The following is a 14696-nucleotide window of genomic DNA, read 5'->3' on the forward strand; positions in this document are numbered from 1 at the left end:
AAAGGAGATTACCGGCATCAAGCATGTTTTTCCCACGCATCAAGGCCGCGCGGCTGAAGGCATTTTGGCGCAGACGCGCTTGCAGCCCGGCGACGTCATTCCCAACAATAGTCATTTTGACACGACGCGAGCGAACATCGAATTTGTTGGCGCGCGCGCGCTCGATTTGCTGTGCCGGGAAGGATTCGACACCTCGCTCGAAGCGCCGTTCAAGGGCAACATGGATGTTGACAAGCTGGAGATGGTTATTGCAGAGTTCAGCGCGGCGCGCATTCCTTTTTGCATGATGACGGTGACCAACAACACCGGCGGCGGCCAGCCGGTGTCTATGGCGAATGTGCGCGCCGTCAAACAGGTTTTGCAAAAACACAACATTCCCCTAGTTATCGATGCCTGCCGTTTTGCTGAAAACGCGTACTTTATTCATGAGCGTGAAGCAGGCTATCGCGATAAAACCTTGTTGGAGATTGCGCAAGAGATGTTTTCATACGCCGATGCGGCCACCATGAGCTGCAAGAAGGACGGTCTGGCCAACATCGGCGGGTTTCTCATTTGCAATGACGACGCCTGGGCCGAGGATTTTCGCAACGCGTTGATCCTGCGGGAAGGCTTTCCGACCTATGGCGGTTTGGCCGGCCGGGATTTGGAAGTGATTGCCGTTGGTTTGAGGGAAGCGCTCAATTATGATTATCAAGTCTATCGCCACGCCACGGTCGAATATATGGGACGAAAATTGCTCGAGCGCGGCATCCCGTTTGTGCGTCCGGTGGGCGGGCACGCCGTTTTTCTCGACGCAAAAGCTGCGCTGCCGCATGTTCCGCCGGCGCAATTCCCCGGCATCGGGTTAGTCAATGCACTTTATCTCGAGGGCGGCATTCGCAGCGTTGAGTTGGGTAGTGTGATGTTCGGCAAAGTTGATCGCCAGGGCAAAGAGATTCCTGCGCCGCTCGAACTTGTGCGTCTGGCGTTTCCGCGGCGTGTTTATACCCAAAGCCATTTCGACTATGTTATCGAAGTTTTGGATGATGTTTGGCGCAATCGTTACAAGATTCCCGGTTATCGTCTGACCTATCAGCCGAAATTTTTGCGCCACTTCACCTGCCATTTTGAAGCGCTTGCTTGAAGGAGGCGATGCTCTCATGAAAAATCACATCAAAACACTCGGCCTGTCTTATCTCGCCTTTGGCGTGCTGGGTTTGATTGTCGCCGCCGGATTTATCAATGCTCTGACCGGGCCTGGCTTTGCGCCCAAGAGCCTGCTGCCGTTTAGCATCTCCGGCTTCGGCGCGATCCTCGCGGCGTTGTTCACGCTGACCTCGATTCCGAGCTTGATTGGCGGGGCCGGGCTGCTGATGCAGCAATCGTGGGCGAAAACATTGGTGTTGATTCTCGGTTATGTGAATCTCTGCAATATTCCATTGGGAACGGCTTTGGGAATCTACACCATTTGGGTTATTTCGTCGGACAAAGAAACCCCAATTTCGGATACCGACGCGGTGATCGAGAGTGAAGCCCAGCGCGTTTTTCCGCCGTATCATTGAGCGCAATGGCGCTAACGGGAATACCGCCCCGGGGCCCTAATTTGAATTCTCAAGTTTTAATGCAACGGCTGTATAGAAAAGTACAAATTCAAATGGGCCAATATGCTATTGGGGCGACGAAGAAGTGCTTGCCTTTTTGGAAGTTTTTCCTAGTTTTGGCTGCAAATGATTCGATACTTTGTTTCAGTCAAAGGCGGAATGAATATGAGCTCTACCTCAGTATTTGATCTAAGCCCCGCGGAGAAACTTCAATTGGTTGAAGATCTCTGGGATGATCTTGCCGCTACTCCTGAGGTAATACCAATCCATGATTGGCAAGTGCAAGAATTGGCACGGCGAAAAACCAATCTACAAAATAATTCGGCGTACGGTTTATCCTGGGAAGAGGTCAAGCAAAGGGTTCGCAGCCGCTATGGCCGTTAAGTTGATTATAGCTCCAGAGGTCGAGTTTGACATCATTGAAGCCTATACCTGGTATGAAGAACGGCGCGCCGGATTGGGAGAAGAGTTCTTAAGTTGTATCGATGCCTGTATTCATGCCATCTGTCGTGCGCCGGAGCTTTATGCCGTTGTTCATCAAGGCGACTCGTGCGACGTTTTCCTTACTCAATCTTCTACGAGTATGTCAATTGCACGGTGACTATCTACTCTGTCTTTCATAACTCCCGAAATCCGCAAAAATGGCGAGAAAGGTTGCCGTGACAAATTCCGTTCTTGGTTTGATTATTCTCCAGTAACATTTTATCCACTTCCATCTTTTCAGCGGTGAATCTCGCATATCAAGCAAACTAGTTTATCGCAAACGTCACTTTAAGCTTTTTTGAGAGAGAAATTTGTTCAGGGAAGAAGCTGACTCGATAAGCCTGTTGACGAAGACGGTATGCCATTTCCTCCGCGAGAAAGCTATTCGAGGGCAGCCCCGCTTCTTCCTCGATTCGTTGGATCTCGCCAAGAGTAAGTCCGGATGATTGCGTAATTGCGGCGGCATTCCGTCTTGCATCCTCCAATGCCGCAACATAGGCTTTCTGTTTCAAAGCCTTCTGGTCCTTAAGCGTGAAATCAATTCCAGAAAGATCCTCGATTTCATATTTACCAAGAATTTCAAGAACTCCTTCCAATAAATCGAGATTATTGATGATCACGGTGGTTCTTAACACTGCTTCTATTTTTTTGATGTAAACCAGGTGAGGTCCTTTTCATCGACTCGGACTTTCGATTGCCGTAGGGCAGCACTGTCAAGTCCAATTGACTGAAGGTCGATGTAAATGGTTGACAGGAGTGTCTGCGCCTCTACGAACGCAGTACGCAGGTCTCGCCCGCTCTTTGTGACAACAAAAGTAAACTGGGCTTGATTGGCAACTTCTGTGACTTCGGCTTCACCGATGACGGATAATCTACGTTCCTGAGAGAATCCCAAGCTCACTTGCATTAGGAGAAAAACGAAGAGAGGAGATTTCATGTTGAGCCCTTGTTTCAAGAAAAGCTGTTGAATTTTCGCTTGTGCGACGAGCATTCTTCCTCTGAGCATGTTGCGGTGCAAATGCCCTCCAGCGTGTAGAAGCCTAATACCCATCATGCCCATTCAGTGCATACCCTCCGGGCAATTTTTTGCGTGAACTCTCAAGCTTTTTAATGCAAGGGCCAGGCCGTTGCGGGAACATCATCAAAAATAAAGCGTTTTCGAACGCTACTCACCCCATTTGCAACATTGCAAAAACCTCGCTTCTGATTCCCAAATTCGAAAATAATTCTTTGCCTGTGCTGCGCCAACTTCAAGTAAAACAATAAGGCAAAAGCAAGGTTCACGGGCATAGCTATTGCCTTTGTTAGCGATGACGTATGCCGCTGAAAGTTCATCGATCTTGGTTGAATAAAGTTTTTTCATGTTAGCCTCCGCTCGATCCCGCGAAAGGAGATGTGTTATGGCGCGCAAAGCGATGCTGATTGATATTACACTGTGTGTTGGTTGCGGTTTGTGCCGGGATGCCTGCAAAGAACAAAACGGCTTGCCCGAAGGCGAAGAAGTGAAGCTGAACGCCAATGCCTATACCGTGGTGCAGGATTATGGCAATGACACGTATGTGCGGCGTTTGTGCATGCATTGCGAGGAGCCCACGTGCGCCTCGGTGTGCCCGGTCGGCGCATTTACCAAAACCGAATTTGGGCCGGTGCTGTACGACGAAAGCAAGTGCATCGGCTGCCGTTACTGCATGCAAGCCTGCCCGTTTCAAGTGCCGACCTACACCTGGAACCGAACCGCGCCGCGCGTGCGCAAGTGTATTTTTTGCCATGAACGCCTGGCGCAGGGCCTGCAGACCGCCTGTGCGGAAATCTGCCCGACGGGCGCAACGATTTTCGGCGACCGCGACGAACTGATCGCCGAAGCGCAAAAACGCTTGCGGGACGAACCGGAAAAGTATGTCAATCACATTTACGGCCTGAACGAAGCGGGCGGCACTTCGGTATTTTTCCTGTCGGCCGTGCCCTTCGAAAAACTCGGTTTCCCCAGCAATTTGCCCGATCAGCCGTTGCCGATGTTGACCTGGAACGCGCTTTCGAAAATTCCGAATATCGTGGCCGTGGGCGGCACTGCGCTGTACGGTTTGTGGTGGATCATCAACCGCCGCGACGAAGTCGGCCGGCTGCATGCGAAGTTGAAGGAAATGGAAGAACGCGATAACAGCAAGCCTGCCGGCTGAGATTTCGCCGGTAACTGGCGACCGGGCAATTGCTGTTGGAGGGGAGAATAAGCAAGATATAGAGATGTGATCATGGACCGTCAGTTCAAAACATTGCGCCGCCGGTATGCTCTCACAATAGCGTTTGCAGCCATTTTTGTTTGTTTGATGAATGATCTTCGCGCACAAGACGGCAAATGGCAGTTACTCGCATTTGGCGGGCAGGAAGTGGAGCTGGTGGTCGTCGATCCGCAAGACGACAATATCATCTACGCCGGTTTGTGGCGGGAAACCGATACCACAGCGATTTATAAGAGTTATGACGGTGGCATGACATGGCAGCCGCTGCCGGTCAGAAACCGGCGCGTCACCTCGATTGCCATTGACCCCATCAACACCCGGAACCTTTACGCCGGTTTTTTCAGTGATGGCGCTCTCAAGAGTGAAGATGGCGGCAGCACGTGGTTCGAGATACCCGTGCCCCCGGGATTTGGCTTCACCTATTTTTCAATCGATCCGTTCCGCAGCAACATTGTTTACTGCAACCTCGATCCCGTAGAAGAAGTGCGCACGCTCAAGAGCACCGATCATGGCCTGTCCTGGAAAAACATATCGCCCGCGCAGACGAGCGGAGATCAAGCAACACCGGTCGCGATACATCCTCGCAACAGCGACATACTCTACACCAAAGCGAATCAACTCAACAAGAGTACGGACCAGGGGCAAACGTGGCAACTTATCGGGCAGCCATTCCAAAGCATAAACTTCATCTTACTCAACCCATTCTGTCCGGATACCGTTTATGTTTTTGGCGGAAGTAAGCTATACGTGAGTTTTGACGGAGCGCAGACATGGCACGCCCCGGTTCTTTTACCACATAAAATATGGCAGGCAAGCGTTTCGTCCAAAAACAAGAACATGATTTACGCTGCAGGATGGGTTGCTAAGGGCGGAGCCGGGGGAGTTTTGCGCACGCTTGATGGCGGTTCAAATTGGGAAAACTTCAGCTTGGGCTTGCCAACGGCTTCCGTGTGGTCAATATCCACTAGCCGCGACAGCGATATTCTGTATGCCGCGTCTGACAGCGGCCTTTTTAGGTATCATGTGAGCTCCGCGGTTATGAACAACAAACTGCAGACGCCACGACATTTTATTCTATTTCAAAATCATCCCAATCCCTTCGGACATGGTTCATCTCTTCAGGGAAAATTGAGGACAGTAATCACGTATCAGTTGACCAACGAAAATGTTCTACCAGTTAGCCTGAGAATTTTCGACATCAATGGTCAAGAAGTAAGAGTGTTATACATGGGATTGCAACGGATTGGAAACCATGTGATAGACTGGGATGGCAAAGATCGATTCGGCTACGAAGTTAGTGGAGGCGTTTATATTTATCGATTACATGTCGGACAGCAGAGCGCTAGCAAGAAGATGTTGCTCTTATAAAAAGGAAGCGTAAGATGAAACTGAGTTTTAGAGCAATTCTCATTGTCTGCACGATGCTCTTGGCAGGCGTACCCCGGATTCTACGTGCGCAGTATCCCGTGCTGACCGGAATGCATGAAGGCAAGGAAATCCGGTACTGGGTCGACAAAATCCTGGTGAAGTTTAATGAAGGCCTCTCAGAAGACAGCAGGCAAAAATTTGCGCGCGACTTTGATGCGCGAATCATTCGCCATCATTTCGGTGAATGGTACTCTCTGGATTTGCCCAAGGGCACTGATCCACTCGACCTGGTGCCAATAATGTTGGCGAGACCTGAAGCGGCTTTTGTCGAGGCCGATGGCGTTATCACTGCTGCGGATGATTTCAGCAATCAATGGGGTCTGGACAACACCGGCCAAACCATCAATCCGCCCGGCGGTCCCATCACCGGAACTGCGGACGCTGATATCGACGCGCCGGAAGCGAGGTTGGTTACCAAGGGCGATGCGTCAGTGAGAGTCGGGAGTATGAATACAGGGCAAGAAAAGAGATTCTGAAATGGCCAAGCATGTCAATTATCGCGCCGCTCTTGTTGCTTTACTTTGGCTCTGGTCGCCAACTGCATTTGCGCAATGGGTGACAACAGAGTTTGATACAGTGACTCGCATGACCGGCGAGTATCGAACCTTTCATCAATCGATTGCGATCGATGAGGACGGCACGCTTTACGCGATCTGGCACAATCTTATTCGCAGTCCACGTCTGGACAAGATCGAGATTTCGAGTAAACTCGCGGGGGGAGAGTGGCGTCAACCCGTTGTGATTGCCGATTCTCTTGTTGTTGCAGCTATTGTGCGTGATGCTCAAACTAGTGTGAGCCATATTTTTATACGTGATCAGTTCAACGTATTTCGTCTAACACATTTATATCACATTCAGAGATCATTATCAGAAACGCATATTGAGCTTGTTGCTGTCGATTCGCTTCGCGTTTCCCCGCATTCGGTCTTCATCGATCGGTTTGGTTTTTTGCATGTGGCATGGGCAACTGAAGTCTCTCCGGCTGTTTTCAGAATTGCCTATGCAAACAACGTAAACGGTCAATGGCAAAAAGAGATCGTCGAACCGAGTGATCCCGGCCGATTTGGTGCCGGCTCCGATCCGCAGATTGTAATAACGCCACGAAACGACATTGTGATCGCATACGTCAATAGGAGCTTTGCCGGTGCGAACACTTTTTTGGCGATCAAGAAAGAAGGTCAAAGCTGGCAGATGGACTTTGTCCCCTTCTCCGGCAACGACTTTGGCGAAAGCTTCGTTGACATTGCCACCGACTCAAAGAGCGGCTTGCACGTTGCGGTCTCCGGCTGGGAAGGCGAAGACCTGGGCGGCAAGAACTATTACTTTTTTCGCTCATCGGATGGAAGCTGGCAAGGGCCGGAAGAGCTGCCCGAATCCCTAGCGCCCATCTCGATACTCATCCAAACAGACCGGAACGATATGCCACATGTTATTTGGGAGAAATGGGCCTTCTTTGCCAGCGGCGAAATCTACTATTCATACAAAGACGATAACGACAACTGGCACTCACAACTGATCGTCGATATCGGCTTGCGCGAACCGGTTTATCCCTCTTTTGTCATCGATGCCGAAGGCAACGGCCATCTTCTCATGATCAATTACCCCGTCATCAGGGCTGACACCGTGCACGTCGTTTATATGAAATCACAGAGCTTGGTAACAGGTGTAAGCTCTCAGACGTCAGAGCGTGCAGTGCCGGAGACGTTTGAATTGTCGCCTAGCTTCCCCAATCCATTCTCTTCTTCGGCTTCGATGCGCTATCGGCTGAGCGCACCGGTTGAAACCGTCGTTCAGGTCTTTGCTCTGTCGGGTGAACTGGTCACAACCATCTCAAATACCGTCCAGCAGCCAGGGGAGTATGCAGTAAGGTGGAATGGCAAAGATCATTTTGAAAAGGAAGTGAGTGCCGGCGTGTATTTCATCAAGTTGATTCTTGTGAATTCACACGGCACGCAATATCGCGTCGCCAAAACGCTGAAACTCGATTGATGGAGATTTCCAATGAAAGTCTATCGAGAGTATTTTATCGGGACTTGTCTCGTGCTCGCCGCCGCTTTTTCTCAAAGGCTCTATGCGCAATATCCCGTTCTTACTCGAGTGCAAGACGGCAAGACGCTTCGGTATTTCGGAGACAAGATCGCGGTCAAGTTTAAGCAAGGCATCACACCGGAGAGCATGGAGAAGCTCGCAGCTGATTTCTCCGCCACGATCGCGCGCCATCATTTTGGGCAATGGTATACACTGGATTTGCCCAAGAATACCGACCCCTTCGATCTCATTCCGCTGATGTCGCAGAGAAACGAAGTCGCTTATGTTGAACTTGATCGTCTCATGAGTCCGGCGGATGATTTCAGCAATCAATGGGGCATGGACAACACCGGCCAAACCATCAATCCGCCCGGCGGCCCCATCACCGGAACTGCGGACGCCGATATCGATGCTTCAGAAGCGTGGCTGATTACTAAGGGTAATGCGTCGGTCAGAATTGGGATTGTCGACACGGGAATCGATTCAATTCATCCAGACTTTAGTAATGGCGGACAATTAGCAAGCAACTTCTTGATTTTGGTCGGGAGCAACCTCGATTTCGGGGATCCAAACAAACCATGGGACTTAAACGGCCACGGCACGCGCATGACCGGCAACATGGCTGCTATTCATGGCAACAACGTCGGTATTCGCGGTGTGGCGCCCAACTGTACTTTTCTGCCGATCCGTATCAATAACACTTCCACTACTTCGGCGGCAGAAGGCGTCGAGTTCGCGGCCCAAAACAGCGCTAAAGTGATCAACGCGAGCTGGGGTGATCCGAATGGGGAGTTCAGTCAAATAATCGAAGATGCGATTCTGTTCGCCGGTGAAGAAGACGCGCTGGTAGTGGCCGTCGGCGGTAACGGCACCGGGCCGATATGGTACCCGGCGAATTACTCGGACGAGTACAGCAACCTCATCACGGTCACGGCCTCGGATCACAATGATAATAAAGCCATGCCAACGACTTCAGGCTCTGATATTTCCGTGGCTGCGCCGGGACGTTATACCTACACGACTTTCCTGGGACAAACCTGGAACTGGTTCAATGCAGCTTCGAGCTCGCAGGCCACCGCCTATGCTTCCGGTGTTGCCGGCCTGGTGCGTTCGTTTTATCCCGATCTCAGTGCAGAAGAAACGCGCTGGGTGTTGCAAAACACGGCTGACAAAGTCGGCAGCAGCAGCTACTCCACTGATAAGGGCCACAACAATTCCCTGGGCCACGGCCGTATCAACGCGCGCTGGGCGTTGGAATCCCTGATTCCACCCTACTATGACGACTGCGGCAATCTCTGGGACGCGACCGCGCGCAAGCCCATGGAGCCGCACCGCTGGCAGGGATACGACCACGCTTATGGTACCACCCCGGACAAGACCGTCAGCCAGCATCCCGATGAAGTGATCTATCGCTACTTCGGCTTGACCGGCAAAGACCAGCAAGGCTCCAACATCGAGTACCGTATTAAAGTGACTTATTACTATGAAGAACCCTCGGATGCTAATCCGATTCAAGATCTTTATATAGATAATGTATTGATTGACAACAATCGCATCATCACCTCGATTCCGTCAACCTATACCTTCGACATCCCAAACTATACCTGGCAGACGGATCACCGTTTTGAGGTGAGATTTATTGCTGAGGGCTTTTTCAATGCGGTCGTTTCTGAGATTTGGATTCTGGAAAGCCCGCCGTTCCTCGACGGCGCATCAAAGGCCACAATACCCGAAACCGATCAATCGCACCGTGCCGTCGGCCGGATGCGGAATTATCCCAATTCCTTCAATTCGAGCACTGAAATTGTTTACACGATTTTTGAAAAAGGTGCGGTCAAACTGAAGGTGTACGATGCCGCCGGCCAGGAAGTGGCAACATTGGTTGAGGCGGCGCAAGAAAAAGGCAGCCACCACGTGAGTTTTGAGGCTTCGCATCTGTCCAGCGGCGTCTATTTCTCACGGCTGTGGCTGGAGAACACCTTGGTGGCTACGCAGAAAATGGTTTTCGTCAAATAGCCCGTGATTCCACAAATGATTATTTGCAGGAGCGGAATACTCTATGAAAAAGTTTTTGGCACACATCACATTTTGGCGCGCGGTGCTGGTGATCCTGCTGGCGCTCGGCCTTTATGCCACCTTCGTGCGCTTCACGCAAGGCCTGGGCGCGGCGACAAATCTCACCGATCAATTCCCCTGGGGATTGTGGATCGGTTTCGACATCCTCTGCGGTGTCGGTTTGGCGGCCGGCGGTTTTACGCTGTGCGCCATCGTTTACATTTTCAACATCAAAACGTTCAAGCCCATCATTCGCCCGGCGGTGTTGACGGCGTTTCTAGGCTACTTGCTCGTGATCTTTGCTTTGCTGTTTGACCTGGGCCGGCCTGATCGCATCTGGCACGCCATTGTCATGTGGAATCCGAGTTCGGTGATGTTCGAAGTAGCCTGGTGCGTGATGCTATACACCACCGTGCTGGCGCTGGAGTTCAGTCCGGTGTTGTTCGAAAAACTGGGTTGGGAAAAACCGCTGCGCATCGTGCGCACCATTACCATCCCGCTGGTGATTATCGGCGTGCTGTTGTCGACGCTGCATCAATCCTCGCTCGGTTCGTTGTATTTGATCGTGCCGGAAAAGCTGCATCCGCTGTGGTATTCCTCACTGCTGCCCGTGTTCTTTTTTGTGTCGGCCATCGGCGTGGGCTGCGCCATGGTCATCTTTGAATCGTTCCTGAGCAGCCGCGCCTTCAAGCGTGAAATTGAGATGCCGATACTTTCACAGCTTGGCCGGGTGATGGCGGTGATTTTGATGATCTACACCGTAATGAAAGTGCAGGATTTGGCCGATCGTAATGCCTGGTCATTTGTGTTTACGCCGGGCATAGAATCAGCGTTATACTGGGCGGAAATGGGTCTGGGCGTATTGTTGCCCATGATTCTGCTCATGCGGCCGAGAGTGCGTTTGCATCAAACCGGCCTGTTCGTTACGGCGCTGTTAGTGGTTTTGGGATTTATTTTAAATCGCATGAATGTCAGCATCACCGGCATGGAAGGCTGGGCGCAGGCAGGTTATTTCCCCTCGTGGATGGAGATTGCCGTTACCACGATGATTGTCGCACTGGGCATTGCGGGTTTTGCCGTGGCCGCGCGCTATCTGCCGGTGTTTCCCGAAACAGAAGAAAAAATCAAAGTGGTTGAAGAAAGTCCGCATGTGTTGTGGGCGGAATGATGAAGAGAATTTTTTTCTGGTTTGACCGCGGCCGGGATTGGAAGTTTCATAAATGAGCTTGCCGCTGTCAAGCCTCCACAGATAAAGAATAGTACCACGAACAATTCTCTCGAAAGGAGAAAAATGATATGGCTCTCATGATCACAGCCGAATGCATCAACTGCGGCGCCTGTGAGCCGGAATGCCCGAATAATGCCATTTATGCCGGCGGCACAAAATGGGCATTTGCGGACGGAACTGCGATCAAAAGCCAGATTGAGTACAAAGGCGAAATGATCGATGTCAATCAAAAACTGAGCGCGCTGTCGGATGAGCTCTATTTCATCGTGCCGGAGAAATGCACGGAATGCGAAGGATTTTATGACGAGCAAAAGTGCGTCTCCGTTTGCCCGGTGGATTGTTGCGTCAAAGATCCCGAGCATGAAGAATCACAGGACGTGTTGCTGGCAAGAAAAATTCAGTTGCATCTGAACTAATGACGGTTCGCAAGTACCTCGTCCGGGCGGGGGCGAATGGCACATATCAGTGCTCTGTTACTTTGATTGATAGAAGTACTCTCTTGAAGTGTCATTCAGACGAATCTTGTGACGTACTCGGCGTTATGCCGGCAACATCACAAGTTCCCTTCTGGATGACATACCGGCCGGGATTAAATCTATCAAGGTACATCGTGCCAATCGAGCGTTTGCACCCCGAAGGATAGCCGCCCGGACGTTTTTCCGTTTTGCATGTATAGAACTGATGAGGTGAGTCATGGCCGAATATCTGCAAGAATATGCTGAAGCCATTCGCAGCCGCGTGTGTCCGGTGTGCCTCGATGCCGTCATGCACGGCGATCGTTTTGTGCGCTGCGGATTGCCGGCGGGCCGTAAATGTCCGATCGATATTTACCTGCCACAGGTGATCGCTACTGTGGAATCCGTCGACAGTTGGCTGATGGAAGACTATGTTCGTGTGTTGCGTGAAAAAGTCTGCGCCTTTTGCGCAAGCTCGGAAGGCGGCGTTTGTGTGCTGCGCCTGCAGGCCGATTGCGCGCTGGATCGTTATTTCATGCTGGTGATCGACGCGATTGAGGGCGTGCGCACGCAATTGCAAGCGCAGAATGAAACTGCTGGAATTCCTTAAGCGGGATGTGGCCATGCGTTCCAAAATCAGTTATAAACTCATCTTCATCGTCGGCAGCGTGGCGTTGGTCATCATCGGCATTTTCGCCTATCTCATTCTCAACGCGCATCAGCGCCAGCTCATTGCCGAGCTGGAGCGCAACGCGCATCAATTGAGCGAGACGGTCAAGAGCAGCACGAAATACGACATGCTGTTGAATCAGCGCGAATCGGTGCATCGCATTATCAATACCATCGGCCGGCAGGAGGGCATCGAAAAGGTTCGCATCTTCAACAAAGAAGGCGTGATCATTTTCTCGACTGATTCGCTCGATGCCGGCAAGATGCTGGATAAAAAAGCGGAAGCCTGTTATGCCTGCCATGCCGCGGATCAACCGCTCGAACGCGTGCCGGTCTCCGAACGCACGCGCATCTTTCAATCGGCCGGCAACAAGCAAACCCTGGGCATCATCAACCCGATTTACAACGAGCCGAGTTGCTGGCAGGCGGATTGCCATGCGCACGGCGAGCTGCAAAAGGTGTTGGGGGTTTTGGATATCACGATGTCGCTCGATGAAGTCGAACGCGGCCTGCAGGCCAGCCGCATGCGCTTGCTGACGTTTGCGATTATTGCGATTGCCGCAGTGAGTTTCATCATCTATCTGCTGGTGAACCGCATTGTGCTCAAACCGGTGAGCCAGATCGTCGCCGCCACCCAACGCGTTGCCGAAGGCGATTTGAATTATACCATCACGCTGGACAAGCATGACGAGATCGGCGCATTGGCGAAATCATTCAACGCGATGACGCGCAAGCTCTCCGAAACACAGCGCCAGCTTTACCAATCCGACAAACTCGCTTCGGTGGGGCGATTGGCCGCGGGCGTGGCGCATGAAATCAACAATCCGCTCACCGGCGTGCTGACCTACAGCAGTTATTTGCTCAAGCGCGCCGAGAGCCATCCCGAGATGAAAGACGATCTCGAAGTGATCGTGCGGGAAACCATGCGCTGCCGCGAGATTGTCAAGGGCCTGCTCGATTTTGCGCGCCAGTCGCAGCCGGAAAAACGCAAGAGCGACATTAACGAAGTTATCAAACGGTCGGTACGCATTCTGCAAAATCAATTCAACCGCAATCGTGTCAAGCTGGAGGAACACCTTGACACGGATTTGCCGCCGGTCAATGTCGATGTCGATCAGATGCAGCAGGTGTTTGTCAATTTGCTTTTAAATGCCAATGACGCCATGGCTGAGAAGGGCGGCACGCTCACGCTGCGCACCGAAAAAATTCATCAAAATGGCCGGGCCGGAATGCCGGAGGGCGTTCAAATTCAGGTGAGCGACACCGGCTGTGGTATTGCGCGCGAGCATCTGGAAAAAATATTCGAACCCTTTTTCTCCACGAAAGGGCAAAAAGGTAATGGCCTTGGCCTTGCGATCACATGGGGCATTATTGAAAAACATAATGGCAAAATTTCAGTTGAAAGCGAAGCCGGCAAAGGAACGACATTTAAAATCGTGCTGCCGGTGGACGAAATCAAAGAGCAAAACATAAAACGGAATGCGTAATGTGTAAAATTACATTTCAAGGTTTACGCTTTCCTTTAGAAAGGAGTCACTCATGGTTGCCATTTTAGTCGTGTCGATGATCGTCGCGTTCATCATCATTGACATTGCGGTGCGCGTGATTACAAAAAAGATGGAAGTTGCCAAGGCCCGCAAAGAACGCCTGGCTGCGTTGGATATCGGCTTGAATCTCGATTTCACGCACGAGGCAAAATCGCTCAGGCGTGTGGACGTGCCCAATCCGCTGGCGCGCATTCTGGCGGTGGATGATGAGCCGGTGATTTTGGACAGCTTCCGCAAGATTTTGGTAGTGGCCGGCTACGCCGTTGACACGGTGGAAAGCGGCCGCGAGGCGCTTGGTCTGGTGCAAAAGAACAAGTACGATTTTGTGTTCACCGATCTCAAGATGCCGGAAATGGACGGCCTTGACGTGGTGAAGGGCGTGAAACACTTCAGCCCGGAAACCGATGTGGTGATGATTACCGGTTATGCCACCATCGAGTCCGCGGTGGATGCCATGAAATTCGGCGCGATGGATTATGTGCAAAAGCCCTTCACCGAAGATGAGCTGGTCGAGTTCACCAAAAAATGCCTGATTCGCCGGCACGATCGTATCCAAAAACAAATCACGCCCACGGTGCGCGTGATTACGACGGAGCGGCCGCATGAGCATGAGTTTGTTTTACCGGGCGGCGTGTTTATTTCTAATGGACATGTCTGGGCCAATGTGACGGTCCCCGGCCTGGTGCGCGTGGGCGTGGATGATTTTGCGCGCAAGATGATCGGGCGCATCGATGCCATTCAATTTCCGGAGAAGGGCCGCCAGGTCAAGCAAGGCGAGCCGCTGTTTTATATTAAACAAGGCGAACGCCAAGCCGCATTCAAGTCTCCGATAACCGGCAAGATTCATTTGATCAACAGCGAACTCGCAGAAAATCTTACCTGGCTGGAAAAACAACCGTATGAGAAAGGCTGGATTTGCTCGATCAAACCGGATCAACTTGCCAGCGAGATTGAGCAATTGCGCCTCGGCGACAAAGCCGCGGCAT

At 51.6% G+C, this 14696-nt stretch carries 16 protein-coding genes and 1 pseudogene; 14 read left to right on the plus strand and 3 right to left on the minus strand.

Annotated elements, in window-relative coordinates; all coding sequences use genetic code 11:
- The 4 genes and pseudogenes from FBQ85_14890 to FBQ85_14905 all read left to right on the plus strand — a co-directional run.
- A partial coding sequence (locus FBQ85_14890; GenBank protein MDL1876438.1) for a tryptophanase occupies positions 1-1123 on the plus strand: 1123 nt, incomplete at its 5' end.
- A 16-nt stretch (positions 1124-1139) separates the two neighbouring features.
- Positions 1140-1541: a hypothetical protein gene (locus FBQ85_14895; GenBank protein MDL1876439.1), complete on the plus strand. Its 402-nt coding sequence runs from the start codon at positions 1140-1142 to the stop codon at positions 1539-1541.
- 198 nt (positions 1542-1739) lie between these two features.
- Positions 1740-1964, plus strand: coding sequence for an addiction module protein (locus FBQ85_14900; protein ID MDL1876440.1), 225 nt, complete (start codon positions 1740-1742; stop codon positions 1962-1964).
- Positions 1954-2243: pseudogene (locus tag FBQ85_14905) on the plus strand (type II toxin-antitoxin system RelE/ParE family toxin). Before FBQ85_14900 ends, FBQ85_14905 begins: the two are co-directional and overlap by 11 nt.
- Positions 2244-2329: 86 nt before the next feature.
- On the opposite strand, the gene FBQ85_14910 reads toward FBQ85_14905, so the two are convergent.
- The 3 genes from FBQ85_14910 to FBQ85_14920 form a co-directional block, all read right to left on the minus strand.
- Complete coding sequence (locus FBQ85_14910; protein ID MDL1876441.1) at positions 2330-2725, minus strand: DUF541 domain-containing protein; 396 nt, start codon at positions 2723-2725, stop codon at positions 2330-2332.
- Positions 2704-3081, minus strand: a complete 378-nt coding sequence (locus FBQ85_14915) for a hypothetical protein (protein MDL1876442.1) — start codon at positions 3079-3081, stop codon at positions 2704-2706. The genes FBQ85_14910 and FBQ85_14915 overlap by 22 nt, the downstream gene beginning before the upstream one ends.
- 147 nt (positions 3082-3228) lie before the next feature.
- Positions 3229-3426 carry a hypothetical protein gene (locus FBQ85_14920; GenBank protein MDL1876443.1) on the minus strand — a complete coding sequence of 66 codons (198 nt, stop codon included), beginning with the start codon at positions 3424-3426 and terminating at the stop codon, positions 3229-3231.
- Here FBQ85_14920 and FBQ85_14925 point away from each other — a divergent pair.
- The 10 genes from FBQ85_14925 to FBQ85_14970 all read left to right on the plus strand — a co-directional run.
- Positions 3425-4240 carry a 4Fe-4S dicluster domain-containing protein gene (locus FBQ85_14925; protein ID MDL1876444.1) on the plus strand — a complete coding sequence of 272 codons (816 nt, stop codon included), beginning with the start codon at positions 3425-3427 and terminating at the stop codon, positions 4238-4240. The two genes, FBQ85_14920 and FBQ85_14925, sit on opposite strands and share 2 nt — an antisense overlap.
- A gap of 72 nt (positions 4241-4312) precedes the next feature.
- Positions 4313-5668: a T9SS type A sorting domain-containing protein gene (locus FBQ85_14930; protein ID MDL1876445.1), complete on the plus strand. Its 1356-nt coding sequence runs from the start codon at positions 4313-4315 to the stop codon at positions 5666-5668.
- Positions 5669-5682: 14 nt separating this feature from the next.
- Positions 5683-6204, plus strand: coding sequence for a hypothetical protein (locus tag FBQ85_14935; GenBank protein MDL1876446.1), 522 nt, complete (start codon positions 5683-5685; stop codon positions 6202-6204).
- A gap of 1 nt (position 6205) precedes the next feature.
- Entirely contained in the window at positions 6206-7717 is a 1512-nt protein-coding gene (locus tag FBQ85_14940; GenBank protein MDL1876447.1) for a hypothetical protein, read from the plus strand.
- 12 nt (positions 7718-7729) lie between these two features.
- Positions 7730-9772 carry a T9SS type A sorting domain-containing protein gene (locus tag FBQ85_14945; protein MDL1876448.1) on the plus strand — a complete coding sequence of 681 codons (2043 nt, stop codon included), beginning with the start codon at positions 7730-7732 and terminating at the stop codon, positions 9770-9772.
- Positions 9773-9815: 43 nt separating this feature from the next.
- A complete protein-coding gene (hybB, locus tag FBQ85_14950) occupies positions 9816-10979 on the plus strand; it encodes a Ni/Fe-hydrogenase cytochrome b subunit (GenBank protein MDL1876449.1) in 1164 nt (387 codons plus the stop codon).
- A gap of 128 nt (positions 10980-11107) precedes the next feature.
- Entirely contained in the window at positions 11108-11455 is a 348-nt protein-coding gene (locus FBQ85_14955) for a 4Fe-4S dicluster domain-containing protein (GenBank protein ID MDL1876450.1), read from the plus strand.
- 277 nt (positions 11456-11732) lie between these two features.
- Positions 11733-12104, plus strand: a complete 372-nt coding sequence (locus FBQ85_14960; protein MDL1876451.1) for a hypothetical protein — start codon at positions 11733-11735, stop codon at positions 12102-12104.
- A gap of 13 nt (positions 12105-12117) precedes the next feature.
- Positions 12118-13650 carry a HAMP domain-containing protein gene (locus FBQ85_14965; GenBank protein ID MDL1876452.1) on the plus strand — a complete coding sequence of 511 codons (1533 nt, stop codon included), beginning with the start codon at positions 12118-12120 and terminating at the stop codon, positions 13648-13650.
- A gap of 52 nt (positions 13651-13702) precedes the next feature.
- Positions 13703-14696: response regulator (locus FBQ85_14970; protein MDL1876453.1), on the plus strand; the 994-nt coding region annotated here is incomplete at its 3' end.

Source organism: Cytophagia bacterium CHB2, assembly GCA_030263535.1.
Lineage (GTDB): Bacteria > Zhuqueibacterota > Zhuqueibacteria > Zhuqueibacterales > Zhuqueibacteraceae > Coneutiohabitans.

Coding starts and splice junctions, on each gene's coding strand:
- FBQ85_14920 (MDL1876443.1), bottom strand. CDS start 3,426: ATGAAAAAACTTTATTCAACCAAGATCGATGAACTTTCAGCGGCATAC.
- hybB (MDL1876449.1), top strand. CDS start 9,816: ATGAAAAAGTTTTTGGCACACATCACATTTTGGCGCGCGGTGCTGGTG.
- FBQ85_14965 (MDL1876452.1), top strand. CDS start 12,118: ATGCGTTCCAAAATCAGTTATAAACTCATCTTCATCGTCGGCAGCGTG.
- FBQ85_14930 (MDL1876445.1), top strand. CDS start 4,313: ATGGACCGTCAGTTCAAAACATTGCGCCGCCGGTATGCTCTCACAATA.
- FBQ85_14925 (MDL1876444.1), top strand. CDS start 3,425: ATGTTAGCCTCCGCTCGATCCCGCGAAAGGAGATGTGTTATGGCGCGC.
- FBQ85_14935 (MDL1876446.1), top strand. CDS start 5,683: ATGAAACTGAGTTTTAGAGCAATTCTCATTGTCTGCACGATGCTCTTG.
- FBQ85_14945 (MDL1876448.1), top strand. CDS start 7,730: ATGAAAGTCTATCGAGAGTATTTTATCGGGACTTGTCTCGTGCTCGCC.
- FBQ85_14955 (MDL1876450.1), top strand. CDS start 11,108: ATGGCTCTCATGATCACAGCCGAATGCATCAACTGCGGCGCCTGTGAG.
- FBQ85_14900 (MDL1876440.1), top strand. CDS start 1,740: ATGAATATGAGCTCTACCTCAGTATTTGATCTAAGCCCCGCGGAGAAA.
- FBQ85_14940 (MDL1876447.1), top strand. CDS start 6,206: ATGGCCAAGCATGTCAATTATCGCGCCGCTCTTGTTGCTTTACTTTGG.
- FBQ85_14895 (MDL1876439.1), top strand. CDS start 1,140: ATGAAAAATCACATCAAAACACTCGGCCTGTCTTATCTCGCCTTTGGC.
- FBQ85_14960 (MDL1876451.1), top strand. CDS start 11,733: ATGGCCGAATATCTGCAAGAATATGCTGAAGCCATTCGCAGCCGCGTG.